Origin of the sequence: Polaromonas sp. YR568, assembly GCF_943369675.1 — a bacterium.
Taxonomy (GTDB): Bacteria; Pseudomonadota; Gammaproteobacteria; order Burkholderiales; family Burkholderiaceae_C; genus Polaromonas.
Map to the genome: position 1 here is coordinate 148434 of NZ_CALROB020000007.1, position 14769 is coordinate 163202.

At 61.6% G+C, this 14769-nt stretch carries 16 protein-coding genes and 1 tRNA gene; 3 read left to right on the forward strand and 14 right to left on the reverse strand.

Features of this window, described 5'->3' with window-relative positions; all coding sequences use genetic code 11:
- Positions 1-57: 57 nt before the first annotated feature.
- The 4 genes from mobB to ACLV8F_RS05585 all read right to left on the reverse strand — a co-directional run bounded on the left by mobB (position 58) and on the right by ACLV8F_RS05585 (position 4707).
- On the reverse strand, positions 58-606 hold the full coding sequence (gene mobB, locus ACLV8F_RS05570; RefSeq protein ID WP_411883252.1) for a molybdopterin-guanine dinucleotide biosynthesis protein B: 549 nt from the start codon (positions 604-606) through the stop codon (positions 58-60).
- A 33-nt stretch (positions 607-639) separates the two neighbouring features.
- On the reverse strand, positions 640-2055 hold the full coding sequence (gene thrC / locus ACLV8F_RS05575) for a threonine synthase (RefSeq protein WP_411883253.1): 1416 nt from the start codon (positions 2053-2055) through the stop codon (positions 640-642).
- Entirely contained in the window at positions 2055-3377 is a 1323-nt protein-coding gene (locus ACLV8F_RS05580; RefSeq protein ID WP_411883264.1) for a homoserine dehydrogenase, read from the reverse strand. The genes thrC and ACLV8F_RS05580 overlap by 1 nt, the downstream gene beginning before the upstream one ends.
- Before the next feature lie 106 nt (positions 3378-3483).
- Positions 3484-4707, reverse strand: a complete 1224-nt coding sequence (locus ACLV8F_RS05585) for a pyridoxal phosphate-dependent aminotransferase (RefSeq protein ID WP_411879504.1) — start codon at positions 4705-4707, stop codon at positions 3484-3486.
- Between the two features lie 199 nt (positions 4708-4906).
- Here ACLV8F_RS05585 and ACLV8F_RS05590 point away from each other — a divergent pair, with 199 nt between their 5' ends.
- From ACLV8F_RS05590 to ACLV8F_RS05600, 3 genes are all read left to right on the forward strand, one after another.
- Positions 4907-5305, forward strand: a complete 399-nt coding sequence (locus tag ACLV8F_RS05590) for an Mth938-like domain-containing protein (protein WP_411883254.1) — start codon at positions 4907-4909, stop codon at positions 5303-5305.
- Between the two features lie 122 nt (positions 5306-5427).
- Positions 5428-5904: a peroxiredoxin gene (locus ACLV8F_RS05595; RefSeq protein WP_092128171.1), complete on the forward strand. Its 477-nt coding sequence runs from the start codon at positions 5428-5430 to the stop codon at positions 5902-5904.
- Positions 5905-6072: 168 nt separating this feature from the next.
- Positions 6073-7755 carry a PhoH family protein gene (locus ACLV8F_RS05600; protein WP_411883255.1) on the forward strand — a complete coding sequence of 561 codons (1683 nt, stop codon included), beginning with the start codon at positions 6073-6075 and terminating at the stop codon, positions 7753-7755.
- Between the two features lie 84 nt (positions 7756-7839).
- Here the strand turns inward: ACLV8F_RS05600 and ACLV8F_RS05605 are convergent.
- From ACLV8F_RS05605 to ACLV8F_RS05650, 10 genes are all read right to left on the reverse strand, one after another.
- Positions 7840-7914 (reverse strand) — tRNA-Val (locus ACLV8F_RS05605).
- 71 nt (positions 7915-7985) lie between these two features.
- Entirely contained in the window at positions 7986-8693 is a 708-nt protein-coding gene (gene dnaQ / locus ACLV8F_RS05610; RefSeq protein WP_411883256.1) for a DNA polymerase III subunit epsilon, read from the reverse strand.
- A gap of 53 nt (positions 8694-8746) precedes the next feature.
- A complete protein-coding gene (fdx, locus tag ACLV8F_RS05615) occupies positions 8747-9085 on the reverse strand; it encodes an ISC system 2Fe-2S type ferredoxin (RefSeq protein WP_122956868.1) in 339 nt (112 codons plus the stop codon).
- Between the two features lie 14 nt (positions 9086-9099).
- Positions 9100-10965 (reverse strand): Fe-S protein assembly chaperone HscA, encoded by a 1866-nt coding sequence (hscA, locus tag ACLV8F_RS05620; protein ID WP_411883257.1) that lies wholly within the window; start codon positions 10963-10965, stop codon positions 9100-9102.
- 30 nt (positions 10966-10995) lie between these two features.
- Positions 10996-11514, reverse strand: a complete 519-nt coding sequence (gene hscB, locus ACLV8F_RS05625; protein ID WP_411883258.1) for a Fe-S protein assembly co-chaperone HscB — start codon at positions 11512-11514, stop codon at positions 10996-10998.
- A 76-nt stretch (positions 11515-11590) separates the two neighbouring features.
- Positions 11591-11914, reverse strand: coding sequence for an iron-sulfur cluster assembly protein IscA (iscA, locus tag ACLV8F_RS05630; protein WP_296911511.1), 324 nt, complete (start codon positions 11912-11914; stop codon positions 11591-11593).
- Positions 11915-11956: 42 nt separating this feature from the next.
- Entirely contained in the window at positions 11957-12343 is a 387-nt protein-coding gene (iscU, locus tag ACLV8F_RS05635; RefSeq protein WP_411879498.1) for a Fe-S cluster assembly scaffold IscU, read from the reverse strand.
- 31 nt (positions 12344-12374) lie between these two features.
- Positions 12375-13592: an IscS subfamily cysteine desulfurase gene (locus ACLV8F_RS05640; RefSeq protein WP_411883259.1), complete on the reverse strand. Its 1218-nt coding sequence runs from the start codon at positions 13590-13592 to the stop codon at positions 12375-12377.
- A 97-nt stretch (positions 13593-13689) separates the two neighbouring features.
- Positions 13690-14226 (reverse strand): Fe-S cluster assembly transcriptional regulator IscR, encoded by a 537-nt coding sequence (gene iscR / locus ACLV8F_RS05645; RefSeq protein ID WP_092128187.1) that lies wholly within the window; start codon positions 14224-14226, stop codon positions 13690-13692.
- A gap of 265 nt (positions 14227-14491) precedes the next feature.
- The coding region (locus tag ACLV8F_RS05650) for a UvrB/UvrC motif-containing protein (RefSeq protein WP_411883260.1) at positions 14492-14769 on the reverse strand (278 nt) is incomplete at its 5' end.

Sequence of the window (14769 nt, forward strand, 5' to 3'; positions counted from 1 at the left end):
GGCGGGGTGTCCGGAACAAAAGCATGAACGGAACGGAGCGCAAAACCTTGGCGATGGCTAATCGAAACGGTCTTCGAACGAATACGAGAAACGATCCTGATTGTTGACCAGGTAGTCGGCCACGGCCTCGGCATCGTTCAAATCCAGCACCGGGCGCAAGGTTGCCTGGGGCAGCTGGCCGGGCGCGTCTGTGGCGATGGCGACGATAAAGTCGTCGTCCGGGTAAAGAGAGGGCTTGGCGGCATAGTCGGCCGAGGGGCCGCGCCAGACTTCAATCTTGAGCAGGTCGCTGTTCTTGAAACCCTCAACCAGCACCCAGTCCACACCGCCGTAAAGTTCGGCGATCAGCTGGTGCACCGTCAACTGGGAGGGCTTTTCAAACTCGCGCATCAGCGCCAGCCGGTTTTCCGAGGCCACCACCACCTCGAAGGCGCCGGCCGCGCGATGGCGGAAAGTGTCCTTGCCGGGATGGTCGATGTCGAACTTGTGGTGGGCATGCTTGACCACCGACACGCGCAGGCCCCTGGCCTTGAGCGCAGGGATCAGCTTTTCCACCAGCGTGGTCTTGCCGGACCCGGAGTAACCAGCCAAACCGACGACGTTCATCGCGGGGCTTTCAAAGTGAGGCCGTCGCCAGCTTCAATGCACATGGTCGGCAATGTAGCGTTTGATCACGTCCGCATCGGCGGGCAGCAGCTTGACGCGTTTGGGCAGGGCTTCGATGCCCTCGAACTTCGCCGGCCGTTCGGGTACATGGCCCAGCGCTTCCTCGATGGTGGCCGCGAACTTGATGGGCAGCGCGGTTTCCAGCACGATCATGGGGACGCCGGGCTGGAGCTGCTCACGCGCCACCTTCACGCCGTCGGCGGTGTGCGTGTCTATCGTGATGCCGAAGCGCTTGTGGGTGTCGCGAATCGTGGCGAGCCGGTCCGCATGGGTGCTCTTGCCGCTGACAAAGCCGTAACGCTGCGCGGCCGACTTGAAGGCCGCCTCGGCGCTCAGGTCAAAGCGGCCCTGGCTGCCGAGCTGGTCATTGAACAAGGCCCTGGTTTTGGCGCCGTCGCGGCCCAGCAGGTCGAACACAAAACGCTCGAAGTTCGAGGCCTTGGAGATGTCCATGGACGGGCTGGAGGTTTCATGCGTGTCGGCGCTGCCGCGCACGCGGTAAACGCCGGTGCGGAAGAACTCGTCGAGCACGTCGTTTTCATTCGTGGCCACGACCAGCTTGCCGATCGGCAGGCCCATCATGCGGGCCACGTGGCCGGCGCAGACGTTGCCGAAGTTGCCGGAGGGCACGGTGAAGTCGACTTTTTCGGTGTCGCTTTTCGTGGCCTGGAAGTAGCCGGCGAAGTAGTACACCACCTGCGCCATCAGGCGCGCCCAATTGATGGAGTTGACGGTGCCGATTTTGTACTGGCGCTTGAAAGCCAGGTCGTTGGACACGGCCTTGACGATGTCCTGGCAGTCGTCGAACACTCCTTCGACCGCGATGTTGTGGATGTTCTCGTCCTGCAGGCTGAACATCTGCGCCTGCTGGAAGGGGCTCATGCGGCCGTTCGGCGAGGTCATGAAGACGCGCACGCCCTTTTTGCCGCGCATGGCGTATTCGGCCGCGCTGCCGGTGTCGCCGCTGGTGGCGCCCAGGATGTTGAGTTCTTCGCCGCGGCGCGCCAGTTCGTATTCAAAAAGGTTGCCCAGCAGCTGCATGGCCATGTCCTTGAAGGCCAGCGTGGGGCCATTGGACAGGGCTTCGAGGTAAAGGCCGTTGTCGAGCTTTTTCAGCGGGACGATTTCGCGGCTGCCGAACACCTCTTCGGTGTAGGTCTTGTCGCAGATGGCTTTGAGGTCGGCTGCGGGAATGTCGTCGACATAGAGCGAAAGAACCTCGAACGCCAGCTCGGCATAAGACAGGCCGCGCCATTTGGCCAGGGTTGCTTCGTCAACCTGCGGATAGCTTTCGGGCAGGTAGAGGCCGCCGTCCGGGGCCAGGCCTTCGAGCAGGATTTCGCAAAAACGCTTGCGGTCGGTGTGGCCGCGCGTGGAGATGTACAACATCAGGCCAGTTCCTCCTTGCGGATGCGCGTAATGGGCGCCAGCACGGTGGGCAGCGCCTGCATTTGCGCCAGGGCGCCGTTCATCTTCGCTTCCACGCATTCATGGGTGAGGATGATCAGGTCGGTGTGGGTGGAGCCCTCGCCGCCCACTTCATCGGCTTCGCGCTGCAGCACGGCGTCTATGCTGATGCCCGCACCGGCCAGGATGCCGGTGACCTTGGCCAGCACGCCGGCTTCGTCGGCGACTTTGAGGCGCAGGTAGTAGCTGGTGACGACGTCGGACATGGGCACCACAGGCAGGTCGCTCATCGCGTCGGGCTGGAAGGCTAGGTGCGGCACGCGGTGCTCAGGGTCGGCCGTGTGCAGGCGGGCGATGTCGACCAGGTCGGCGATCACGGCGCTGGCGGTGGGCTCGCTGCCTGCGCCCTTGCCGTAGTACAGCGTGGTGCCGACGGCATCGCCCTGCACCACCACGGCGTTCATCGCGCCTTCCACATTCGCGATCAGGCGCTTGGCCGGCACCAGGCTGGGATGCACGCGCAATTCGATGCCGTTGGCGGCGCGCTTGGTGATGCCCAGCAGCTTGATGCGGTAGCCGAGTTGCTCGGCGTAACGGATGTCCTGCGCGGCCAGGCCGGTGATGCCTTCGACGTAAGCCTTGTCGAATTGCACCGGGATGCCAAAGGCGATGGCCGACATCAGCGTGACCTTGTGGCCGGCGTCCACACCTTCGATGTCGAAGGTGGGGTCGGCTTCGGCGTAACCCAGGCGCTGCGCTTCTTTCAGCACGACGTCGAAATCCAGGCCCTTGTCGCGCATCTCGGACAGGATGAAATTGGTGGTGCCGTTGATGATGCCGGCGATCCACTGGATGCTGTTGGCGGTAAGGCCTTCGCGCAGCGCCTTGATGATGGGGATGCCGCCGGCCACGGCCGCTTCAAACGCGACCATCACGCCCTTGCGGTGGGCCGCCGCGAAAATCTCGGTGCCGTGCACGGCCAGCAGCGCCTTGTTGGCGGTGACCACGTGCTTGCCGGCTTCGATGGCTTCCAGCACCAGTTGTTTGGCGATGCCGTAGCCGCCTATCAGCTCGATCACGATGTCGACGTCGGGGCTGGCCACGACCTTGCGCGCATCATCCACAACCTGCACGCCGGGGCCGACCGCGGCCTTGGCGCGTGCCACGTCGAGGTCGGCGACCATGGTGATCTCAATGCCGCGGCCGGCGCGGCGTCGGATTTCTTCCTGGTTGCGCTGCAATACGTTATAGGTGCCGCTGCCCACGGTGCCAATGCCCAGAAGGCCTACCCTGATCGGGCTCAAATTCGTCGGTTTCATAGTCGCTGAGGTCTTGCTTTACGTTGATCTTGGATACCCGCGCCCAAAAGGGGCGCGGCAAAGGGAAAAGGGGAAAAGGCCGAATGCAGGATCAAATTCGGTTGTTGCGGTAGTTCTCGAGGAACTTCGCGATGCGGCCGATAGCTTCGCGCAGGTCTTCCTCGTGCGGCAGGAAGACGATGCGGAAGTGGTCCGGTTCGGCCCAGTTAAAGCCCGTGCCCTGCACCAGCATGACCTTGGTCTCTTTCAGGAGTTCCAGGAAGAACTGGCGATCGTCCTTGATCGGGTAGACCTTGGGATCCAGGCGCGGAAACATGTAGAGCGCGGCGCTGGGCTTGACGCAGGTCACGCCGGGAATGGCGGTGATCAGTTCGTAGGCCAGGTCGCGCTGGCGGCGCAGGCGGCCGCCTTCGCAGGTCAGGTCGTTGATGCTCTGGTAGCCGCCCAGCGCGGTCTGGATCGCCCATTGGCCCGGCACATTGGAGCACAGCTTCATGTTGGCCAGCATGTTCAGGCCTTCGATGTAGTCCTGCGCCTGCTTCTTGGGGCCGGACACCACCAGCCAGCCGGCGCGGTAGCCGCAGGAGCGGTAGCTCTTCGAGAGGGAATTGAAGGTCAGCGTGAGCACGTCGGTGGACAGGCTGGCGATGGCCGTGTGTTTCACGCCGTCGTACAGCACCTTGTCGTAGACCTCATCTGCGAGGATGACCAGGCCGTGCTCGCGCGCAATGGCGACGATGCCCTTGAGCAGCTCATCGGAATACAGTGCACCGGTGGGGTTGTTGGGGTTGATGACCGCAATGGCCTTGGTCCTGGGGGTGATCCGGGCGCGAATGTCGTCGAGGTTGGGCATCCAGCCGTTGCTCTCGTCGCACAGGTAATGCACCGGTGTGCCGCCCGAAAGGCTGGTGGAGGCGGTCCACAGCGGATAGTCGGGCGCCGGCAGCAGCAGTTCGTCGCCGTCGTCGAGCAGGGCATTGGTGGCCATGGAAATCAGCTCGCTCGCGCCGTTGCCGAGGTAGATGTCGTCCAGGGTCACACCCTTGATGCCCTGCTTCTGGGTTTCGTGCATCACGGCCTTGCGCGCCGCAAAAATGCCCTTGCTGTCCGAATAACCGGCCGAGGCGGGCAGGTTGCGGATCATGTCCTGCTGGACTTCCTCAGGCGCGTCGAACCCGAACACCGCCAGGTTGCCGATATTGAGCTTGATGAGCTTCTGGCCCTCTTCTTCCATCTGCTTGGCGGCGTCCATGATCGGGCCGCGGATGTCGTAAAGCACATTGGCAAGCTTGGCGGATTTGGTGATCGGTTTCATGAAACTTCAGGAAGATTTTGGGCAAGGACCCCGCTGCTCACCCTGCTGGCGACGGGGGAGAAGCAGCAGCATTGCGGCGGGAAATTCGCGCGGAATCTATAATTTGACCACATAAAAGAGGTTTTTCGCCGGCAAACACGCGGCGCACAAAGCCTCGCGCAGCGCGCGCCACGCCTTCACAACGCCCGGAATCATCCGCATGAAACTTCAGCCCGACCGCCTCGACGTCCAGTCCATCCTCGGCTACGGCCCCGGCTGGGTCGGTTTGGGACGGGACGGCGTGGCCGAAAAGATCGAGCACAGCGTGGTGATAGGCTCGCGCGGCGAGAAATTCGACTGGAACTGCAAGCGCTTTGACGAGCTCACGGCGGAGCATTTCGCCAGGCTGGCCGAAATGCGGCCCGAACTCGTGATTTTCGGCAGCGGAACCCGCCTGCGCTTTGTGCCGCCGGCGTTTATGCGCGCCCTGATGGAGCACCGCATCGGTGTTGAAACCATGGACACGCTCGCGGCCTGCCGCACCTACAACATCCTCGCGGGAGAAGGCCGGCAGGTGATTGCCGCCCTGCTGATTGAAACAGAAGGATCAGAGGGCTGAAATGCCCTCTCTTTCAGGGTAAAATCTAGGGTTGCACTAGGCACCACATCCGGGATGACTTCCCGGGCAGGTCGCCAAAAGGCGCGGCTAATTACAACTACTTTCGTCAGGGTCTACTCAGTATGGCAGTCGTCGTCAATAAACCACTTCCCGAATTTGAAGCGATCGCCACCGGCGGCATCAAGGTCTCCAACACATCCCACCTCGGCAAAGTCGTGGTGTTGTACTTCTACCCCAAGGACAACACCCCGGGTTGCACCACGGAAGCCATGCAGTTCCGTGACCGCTACAAGGATTTCGTCAAGGCCGGCGCGACCGTGTTCGGCGTCTCCCGCGACAACATGAAGTCCCACGACGAGTTCAAGTCCAAGCTTGAACTCCCGTTCGAGCTGATTGCGGACACCGAAGAAAAAATGTGCCACATGTTCGGTGTGGTCAAAAACAAGATCATGTACGGCAAGAAGGTCAAAGGCATCGAGCGCAGCACCTTCCTGGTGGGCGCCGATGGCCAGCTCAAAGAGGAATGGCGCGGCCTGAAAGTGCCCGGCCATGTGGACGACGTGCTCAAGGCCGTCAAAGCCCTCAAAAAAGCCGCCTGAAACCTTATTGAGGCCAGTTAGCAACAAAGGATTGCCCTGTCACTTGAGTTGTGCATAATGAACTCATGCTGTTGACCTTCGCAACTGCGCCAAAAGAAAAAGCCGCCCTGGTTTCAAGGCGGCTTTTTCGCTTCTGGAACCCTTCTTTTTTAGAGAGTTTTAAGCACCATGCCCCTGCCCCCCGCCCCGACCAAACGTGCCGCCCTGCTCTCCCCTGATGCGCTCGACGCGCCTGCCCGCTCGCCTTCGAAAGTTGCACGAAAGACGGAAAGCGTTGAATCCGCGCAGAAGCCCCCGGTGATGGACTTGTTTGACAGCCGGGCGGCCGGTGAAGGCAGCCACCCCGTGGCATTCAAAGGAAAAGCAGCTCCCAATCCTGAAAAAACGGCTGCAAGCGGCTATAAAAAGGAGAGCATCGCCCTGCCCCAGCCGGTAGCCAAACCGAAAAAAGCGAAGCACACCGGCCCCACCAAGCTGTTTGTGCTCGACACCAATGTGCTGATGCACGACCCAATGTGCCTGTTCCGCTTTGAGGAACACGACATCTTCCTGCCGATGATCGTTCTCGAGGAACTCGACGGCCACAAAAAGGGCATGACCGAGGTCGCCCGCAACGCCCGCCAAACCAGCCGCACGCTGGACGCGCTGGCAGGCACCCAGGGCGCAGACATCGCCAAAGGGCTGAAACTGGACACCACAGGCCACCCTGAAGCCGGCGGCTGCCTGTTCTTCCAGACCAAGCCGCTGGATTACACGCTGCCCATGAGCCTGCCGCAGGGCAAGGCCGACAACCAGATCCTTGGCGTGGTCGAAGCCCTGCGCAAGGAATACGCGCCGCGTGAAGTGGTCCTGGTGTCCAAGGACATCAACATGCGCGTCAAGGCGCGCGCCCTGGGCCTTGCCACCGACGACTACCAGAACGACAAAACCCTGGAAGACGGCGACCTGCTGTATTCCGGATCCCTGGCCCTGCCGGCGGACTTCTGGACGCGCCAGAGCAAGACCATCGAAAGCTGGCAGCAAGGCAGCCACACCTTCTACCGCATCACGGGCCCCATCGTCGGCAGCCTGCTGATCAACCAGTTCGTGTTTTTTGAAGCGCCCGGTGAACCGCCGCTCTATGCCCGCGTGACGGAAATTCGCGCAAAAACCGCGGTGTTGAAGACCCTGAAAGACTACAACCACCTCAAGAATGCCGTCTGGGGCGTCACCACGCGCAACCGCGAACAGAACTTCGCGATGAACCTGCTGATGGACCCGGAAGTGGACTTCGTCACGCTGGCCGGCACGGCTGGCACCGGCAAGACGCTGATGGCGCTGGCCTCGGGCCTGACCCAGGTGCTGGACGACCGCCGCTACACCGAAATCATCATGACGCGCGCCACGGTGAGTGTCGGCGAGGACATCGGCTTCCTGCCGGGCACCGAAGAGGAAAAAATGGGCCCCTGGATGGGCGCCCTGGACGACAACCTGGAGGTGCTGGGCAAAACCGACAACGGTTCGGGAGAGTGGGGCCGCGCCGCCACCAATGAGCTGATTCGCTCGCGCATCAAGGTCAAGAGCATGAACTTCATGCGTGGCCGCACCTTCCTGAACAAGTACGTCATCATCGACGAAGCGCAAAACCTGACGCCCAAACAGATGAAAACGCTGATCACGCGGGCCGGCCCGGGCACCAAGATCATCTGCATGGGCAACCTGGCGCAGATCGACACGCCCTACCTGACCGAGGGTTCGTCCGGCATGACCTTTGCCGTCGACCGCTTCAAGGGCTGGCCGCATGGCGGGCACATCACGCTAGCGCGCGGCGAGCGCTCGCGCTTGGCTGATTTTGCGAGCGAAGTGCTCTAGGCCCTGAAAAGAAACCGCGCCGAACAGCGCTGAAATAAAAAAAGGCCAAGTCGCAAGACTTGGCCTTTTTTGTTCGTCAAATTCTGGTGGGCGGTGCAAGTTTCGAACTTGCGACCCCTGCAGTGTGAATGCAGTGCTCTACCCCTGAGCTAACCGCCCTATCGGTCAGCCTATGATTATAAGGTGTTTTCTGCTCGTTTTTGGGGCCACGCCCAGAATTGCATGTCAGTTCAGGCAGCCAGGGCCCGCCAGACCGTTTTACCTTTGCTGGACTTGTCGATATCGGCCAGCAACTTCTCATGTTCAGCGGCCTCCCGGTCGTTGGCCGCCAGCAAGGGCAATTCAAAGGTGCTCAGGTCTATCTGCGGCACGGCAATGTCGCCTTCCCGGCTGGCGTCGCCAACGTCCATGACCAGGGCATTCTGCCCGCGCGTGAGGTTGATGTAGACGTCTGCCAGCAACTCGGCATCCAGCAAGGCGCCGTGCAGGGTCCGGCCCGAGTTGTCGACCTCCAGCCGGTCGCACAGGGCATCCAGCGAATTGCGTTTGCCCGGGAACAACTCCTTGGCCATCATCAGGCTGTCGGTGACCTTGGCCACGCAATGCTTGATGGGCGGCCGGCCTATGAGTTCAAGCTCCTTGTTGAGGAAGCTCACGTCAAACGGCGCGTTGTGGATGATGATTTCGGCGTCCTGCAGGTACTCCAGCAGTTCCTCGACCACGGCCGAGAACTTGGGTTTGTCCTTCAGGAACTCGTTGCTGATGCCGTGGACTTTGAGCGCATCTTCATGGCTGTCGCGCTCGGGGTTCAGGTAGAAATGGCGGTTGTTGCCGGTGAGCTTGCGCGCTACCAGTTCAACGCAACCGATTTCGATGATGCGGTCGCCGTTTTCAGCGGAAAGACCGGTGGTTTCAGTGTCCAGGACAATTTGGCGCATAGCTGGATTATCGCCTCCGCGCCGGGCAGATCCGGCCCGGTTTTCCCCGAAACTCAGTGGTTTTCCTTGGCGTGGTTGATGGAGTACTTGGGGATTTCCACCGTCACGTCGGACTGGGCCAGGAAGGCCTGGCAGCTCAGGCGCGAATTGGGTTCCAGACCCCAGGCGCGGTCCAGCAGGTCTTCTTCACTCTCGTCGAGTTCGTTCAGCGACTTGAAGCCTTCGCGCACGATGACGTGGCAGGTTGTGCAGGCGCAACTGAGGTCGCAGGCGTGCTCGATGTTGATCTTGTTGTCGAGCAAGGCTTCGCAGATCGAGGTGCCGGCCGGCGCGCTGATTTCAGCGCCCTGCGGGCAGTATTCGGGATGAGGCAGTATTTTGATGATGGGCATGGTTATCGGTCGCTTCAGACCGCCTCAATGTTTTTGCCGGCCAGGGCCTGTTTGATACCCCGGTTCATGCGCTGGGCAGCGAAGCCCTCAGTGCCTTTGGCCAGCGCCTGGGTGGCCGCTTCTATCGCGGCCGCATCGCCGTGCGCACGGGTGTCGGCCAGGCCGACGATGAGGCTGTCGATCTGCGCGCGTTCGTTGGGGCTCAGCAGGTCGGCATCCGCGGCCAGGGCGCTTTGCGTGGCCAGGATCATGCGGTCTGCGTCGACCTGGGCTTCGGCCAGCGCGCGCGCCTGCATGTCCTGCTGGGCGGTGGAGAAACTGTCCTGCAGCATGCGCGCGATGTCGTCATCCGACAAACCATAGGACGGCTTCACGTCGATGCGCGCCTCGACGCCGCTGACCTGCTCTTTGGCGTTCACGCTGAGGAGGCCGTCGGCATCGACCGTGAAGGTCACGCGGATGCGCGCGGCGCCGGCCACCATAGGGGGGATGCCGCGCAGCTCGAAACGAGCCAGGCTGCGGCAATCGGCCACCAGGTCGCGCTCGCCTTGCACCACGTGCAGGGCCAGGGCTGTCTGGCCATCCTGGTAAGTGGTGAAGTCCTGTGCCATGGCTGTGGGAATGGTCTGGTTGCGCGGCACAATGCGCTCGACCAGCCCGCCCATGGTCTCAATGCCCAATGACAGCGGGATCACGTCCAGCAGTAACAGGTCTTCGCCCGTGTTGTTGCCGGCGAGCTGGTTGGCGGAAATGGCCGCGCCCAGCGCCACCACTTCGTCGGGATTCAGGTTGACCAGTGGCTCGCGGCCAAAGAAGCTGGCGACCGCCTTGCGCACCTGTGGCATGCGAGTGGACCCGCCCACCAGCACCGCACCCTGAATGTCTTCCTTGACCAGCTTGGCGTCGCGCAGCGCCTTGCGAACAGCCGTCAGCGTGCGCTGCGTCAGGTGGGCTGTCGCGGTTTCAAAGTCTTCCGCCTTCATCTCGAAGTTGACGAGGGCCTTGGCCAGTTGCACGGAGAAAGGCACGGGGTCGGCGGCAGAAAGCGCCTCCTTGCAGCTGCGTGCGGCGCGCTGCAGGGCTGCCTTGTCGGACGGCGTGAGCGTGTCCGCCGCGAGCCCGGCTTTGGCCAGCACCCACTCGACCAGCGCGCGATCGTAGTCGTCACCGCCCAGCGCAGAATCCCCGCCGGTGGCAACGACTTCGAAGACTCCTTGCGTCAAACGCAAAATGGAAATATCGAAGGTGCCGCCGCCCAGGTCGTAGACGGCGTAAACACCTTCACTGGCGTTGTCCAGCCCATAGGCAATGGCGGCCGCAGTCGGTTCATTGAGCAGTCGCAGAACATTGAGGCCAGCCAGTTGCGCGGCGTCTTTCGTAGCCTGGCGCTGGGCGTCGTCAAAATAAGCCGGCACCGTGATCACGGCTCCATAAATGTCGTCGTTGAACGTGTCTTCGGCACGGTAGCGCAGCGTGGCCAGGATCTCGGCGCTGATCTCGACCGGGCTTTTTTCGCCGGCAGCGGTCTGCAACGTGACCATGCCCGGCTTGTCGTTAAGCTGGTAAGGCAGCTGGGTGCGGCTGCCGATGTCATCAATGCCGCGGCCCATCAGGCGCTTGACCGAGGAGATGGTGTTGCGCGGGTCGTCAACCTGCGCCGCCAAGGCCTCATAGCCGATCTGGCGCTTGCCTTCCTCTTCGAGGTAGCGCACCACGCTGGGCAGCAGCACCCGGCCTTGTTCGTCCGGCAGGCATTCGGAGACGCCATTGCGCACGCTGGCAACCAGCGAGTGCGTGGTGCCCAGGTCAATGCCCACCGCGATGCGTCGCTGGTGCGGGTCGGGCGTCTGGCCGGGTTCGGAAATTTGCAGGAGTGCCATGCGGGGTTATCGTACTTTTTCTGTAATGCTTCATTGTCCCAGCAGGTCGATGCGCGCATCGACCTCGCTGGCAAAGCGCTCAATAAACATAAGGCTTCTGACCTGCCGCGCAGCCGCGGGAAAGTCCCTGTCCACGTCCAGCAGTTGTTCTATTTTTGACAGCTTCTCACGCCCGCTCAGTGCGGCTTGAGAGGCAATTTCTTCAAAGTCTTCGGCGGTCCCTGCTTCATCGAGCGCCTCGCGCCACTGCATCTGCTGCACCAGAAAATCGTGCGGCATGGCCGTGTTGTTTTCGGCGTTGATGGGCGCGCCGTTCAACTCGCACAGATAGCTCGCGCGCTTGAGCGGGTCTTTCAACCGCTGATAGGCCTCATTGATGCGCACCGACCACTGCATGGCCACGCGCTGGGCCGCCGCGCCCTGGGCCGCGAACTTGTCCGGGTGCGCCTCGCGCTGCAGATCCTTCCAGCGCGCGTCAAGCGCCGCTCGGTCCTGCGCGAAACGCTGGGGTACGCCGAAAAGCTCGAAGTCGTTGGATTGAAGGTTCATGCCGAGAAAAAGCCGCCAGCACAATCAGTGGAGGCGGCTTCGGTAAGGGTGCAGCACGCAATGGACCGCTCGCCCGTCAAACCCGGAAACTTTCGCCGCAACCGCAACGATCACGCTCGTTGGGATTGATGAACTTGAAGCCCTCGTTCAGGCCTTCACGGACAAAGTCGAGCTTGGTGCCGTCGATGTAGGCCATGCTTTTCGGGTCGACCAGCACCTTGACGCCGTTGTCTTCAAACACGACGTCTTCCGGTGCGATCTCGTCGGCGTATTCCAGCTTGTAAGCAAGGCCGGAGCAGCCGGTGGTTTTCACACCCAGTCGCACGCCCACGCCCTTGCCGCGCTTGCTCATGTAGCGGGTCACATGCCGGGCGGCTGCATCAGTGAGGGTTACGGACATTTAAATCACTCGAAATAAAACAGGTGACAGATATACGGTTGATCAGTGCGCGTGCTTTTGTTTGTAATCGTTCACAGCAGCCTTGATGGCGTCTTCCGCCAGGATGGAGCAGTGAATCTTGACGGGCGGCAAGGCCAGTTCTTCGGCGATCGCGCTGTTCTTGATGCTGGCCGCTTCGTCCAGCGTCTTGCCCTTGACCCATTCGGTCACGAGCGAGCTGGAAGCGATTGCGGAGCCGCAGCCGTAAGTCTTGAAGCGCGCGTCTTCGATCACGCCCGTAAGCGGGTTGACCTTGATCTGCAGCTTCATCACGTCGCCGCAAGCCGGCGCGCCGACCATGCCGGTGCCTACCGATTCGTCGCCCTTTTCAAAGGAGCCGACGTTGCGGGGGTTTTCGTAGTGGTCCACCACTTTTTCGCTGTATGCCATTTTGTTTACCTCTTTAACTGTTCGATGCCGCTCAGTGCGCGGCCCACTGGATGGTGGACAAATCGACACCATCCTTGAACATCTCCCACAGAGGAGACAATTCGCGCAGCTTGGCCACGTTTTCCTTGATGGTGGCGACCGCGTAGTCAATTTCCTCTTCGGTGCTCCAGCGGCCTATCGTCATGCGCAGGCTGCTGTGCGCCAGTTCGTCGCTGCGGCCCAGGGCGCGCAGCACATAGCTGGGCTCCAGGCTGGCCGAGGTGCAGGCCGAACCGCTGGAAACCGCCAGACCCTTGATGCCCATGATGAGCGACTCGCCTTCGACGAAGTTGAAGCTCATGTTCAGGTTGTGCGGCACGCGCTTGTCGGCGTGGCCGTTGAGGAACACCTCTTCCACATCCTTGAGGCCGTTGAGCATGCGCTCGTGCAAGGCACGGATGCGCTTGTTCTCTTCGTGCATCTCGGCCTTGGCGATGCGGTAGGCCTCGCCCATGCCCACACACTGGTGCGTCGGCAAGGTGCCCGAACGCATGCCGCGCTCATGGCCACCGCCGTGCATCTGCGCTTCCAGGCGCACACGCGGCTTGCGGCGCACATACAGGGCGCCAATACCCTTGGGGCCGTAGGTCTTGTGCGAGGTCAGGCTCATCAAGTCGACCGGCAAGGTCGCCAGGTCGATATCGACGCGGCCGGTAGCCTGCGCGGCATCCACGTGAAAGATGATGCCTTTTTCACGGCACAGCGCGCCAATGGCCGGGATGTCCTGGATCACGCCGATTTCGTTGTTGACGAACATGACGCTGACCAGGATGGTGTCGGGGCGGATGGCCGCCTTGAGCGCTTCCAGGTCCAGCAGGCCGTCGGCCTGCACGTCCATGTAGGTCACTTCAAAACCCTGGCGCTCCAACTCACGGCAGGTGTCCAGCACGGCTTTGTGCTCGGTCTTGACCGTGATGATGTGCTTGCCCTTGGTTTTGTAGAAATGGGCCGCGCCCTTGAGGGCCAGGTTGTTGGACTCGGTCGCGCCGCTGGTCCAGACCATCTCGCGCGGGTCGGCGCCAATCAGGTCGGCGATCTGCTCGCGGGCCTTTTCGACGGCGGCTTCCGCTTCCCAGCCCCAGGCGTGGCTGCGCGAAGCGGGGTTGCCGAAGTGTTCGCGCAACCAGGGAATCATGGCGTCCACCACCCGCGGGTCGCAGGGGTTCGTGGCGCTGTAGTCCATGTAGATGGGGAAGTGTGGGGTGTCCATGTGGCTAGCTCTTTAAATTCACAGGCTGGCTGGCAGCGCGATCAATGAAGTCGGGTCACAAAGGGAGGAAGCCGGGCGAATGCCCGGCTTTACTCCATCAGGATTTGGAAAATGCATTGCCCAGTGCGAAGACCGAGTTCGGCGCGTTCACGCGAATCGGCTTGACCGCCGGTGCTGTGAAAATGGCTTTTTTGACCTGTGGCGTGTTCTCGATCACCACGCCCTTGGCGAGCTGGTCTTCCACCAGTTTTTGCAGGGTCACGGAATCCAGGAACTCCACCATGCGGCTGTTCAGCGATGCCCACAACTCGTGCGTCATGCAGCGGCCGCCCTCGCCCAGGCAGTTTTCCTTGCCGCCGCACTGGGTGGCGTCGATCGGCTCGTCCACCGACACGATGATGTCGGCCACGGTGATCTCGGAAGCCTTGCGGCCCAGCGTGTAACCGCCGCCGGGGCCACGGGTGGACTCCACCAGTTCGTGGCGGCGCAGCTTGCCGAACAGCTGTTCAAGATAGGAGAGGGAAATCTGCTGGCGCTGGCTGATCGCAGCCAGGGTGACCGGGCCGTTGTTCTGGCGCAGGCCCAAATCAATCATCGCGGTGACCGCGAAGCGGCCTTTGGTTGTGAGGCGCATAACAAGCTCCTTTAAATGGCTTGACTGTCGTTTTCACCCTGAAAGCTTGTGGCTTGCAGGGAACTCTTCCTCCAGCCGCCCAGGTCAGTCAACCGGTATCGCGGGGGCTTTTTGTTGTTCTGGTATTGTTCTTGACTGTTTTCGTCAAGTATAACACAGGTAGGGTTTTTCCCGCTGGCGGCGCCCAAAAGCTAAGGACTAACCCGTAGGTACGGGAGTTCTTGGCACCATATTGGTGCCAAGAACGCCAGAAGGGTCGATCCGGCTAAGCGCGACCTTGGCCTGCGGAGGTCAGCGGTACGACATTGTCGGTGCCCGGCGCGCCAAACGCCTGTTGCTTCAGGACGTGCAACTGATCCCGCACCCGGGCGGCTTTCTCGAACTCCAGGTTCTTGGCGTGTTCGATCATCTGCTTTTCCAGGCGCTTGATTTCGCGGGCGATGTCTTTCTCGCTCATGTCCTCGACCAAGGCCTTCTGCATCTCGAGTTTTTCGGCTTCCTTGCCGGATTTTTCGCTGTAGACGCCGTCGATCAGGTCGCGGA

Coding starts and splice junctions, on each gene's coding strand:
- mobB (WP_411883252.1), bottom strand. CDS start 606: ATGAACGTCGTCGGTTTGGCTGGTTACTCCGGGTCCGGCAAGACCACG.
- thrC (WP_411883253.1), bottom strand. CDS start 2,055: ATGTTGTACATCTCCACGCGCGGCCACACCGACCGCAAGCGTTTTTGC.
- ACLV8F_RS05585 (WP_411879504.1), bottom strand. CDS start 4,707: ATGAAACCGATCACCAAATCCGCCAAGCTTGCCAATGTGCTTTACGAC.
- ACLV8F_RS05590 (WP_411883254.1), top strand. CDS start 4,907: ATGAAACTTCAGCCCGACCGCCTCGACGTCCAGTCCATCCTCGGCTAC.
- ACLV8F_RS05595 (WP_092128171.1), top strand. CDS start 5,428: ATGGCAGTCGTCGTCAATAAACCACTTCCCGAATTTGAAGCGATCGCC.
- ACLV8F_RS05600 (WP_411883255.1), top strand. CDS start 6,073: ATGCCCCTGCCCCCCGCCCCGACCAAACGTGCCGCCCTGCTCTCCCCT.
- dnaQ (WP_411883256.1), bottom strand. CDS start 8,693: ATGCGCCAAATTGTCCTGGACACTGAAACCACCGGTCTTTCCGCTGAA.
- fdx (WP_122956868.1), bottom strand. CDS start 9,085: ATGCCCATCATCAAAATACTGCCTCATCCCGAATACTGCCCGCAGGGC.
- hscA (WP_411883257.1), bottom strand. CDS start 10,965: ATGGCACTCCTGCAAATTTCCGAACCCGGCCAGACGCCCGACCCGCAC.
- hscB (WP_411883258.1), bottom strand. CDS start 11,514: ATGAACCTTCAATCCAACGACTTCGAGCTTTTCGGCGTACCCCAGCGT.
- iscA (WP_296911511.1), bottom strand. CDS start 11,914: ATGTCCGTAACCCTCACTGATGCAGCCGCCCGGCATGTGACCCGCTAC.
- iscU (WP_411879498.1), bottom strand. CDS start 12,343: ATGGCATACAGCGAAAAAGTGGTGGACCACTACGAAAACCCCCGCAAC.
- ACLV8F_RS05640 (WP_411883259.1), bottom strand. CDS start 13,592: ATGGACACCCCACACTTCCCCATCTACATGGACTACAGCGCCACGAAC.
- iscR (WP_092128187.1), bottom strand. CDS start 14,226: ATGCGCCTCACAACCAAAGGCCGCTTCGCGGTCACCGCGATGATTGAT.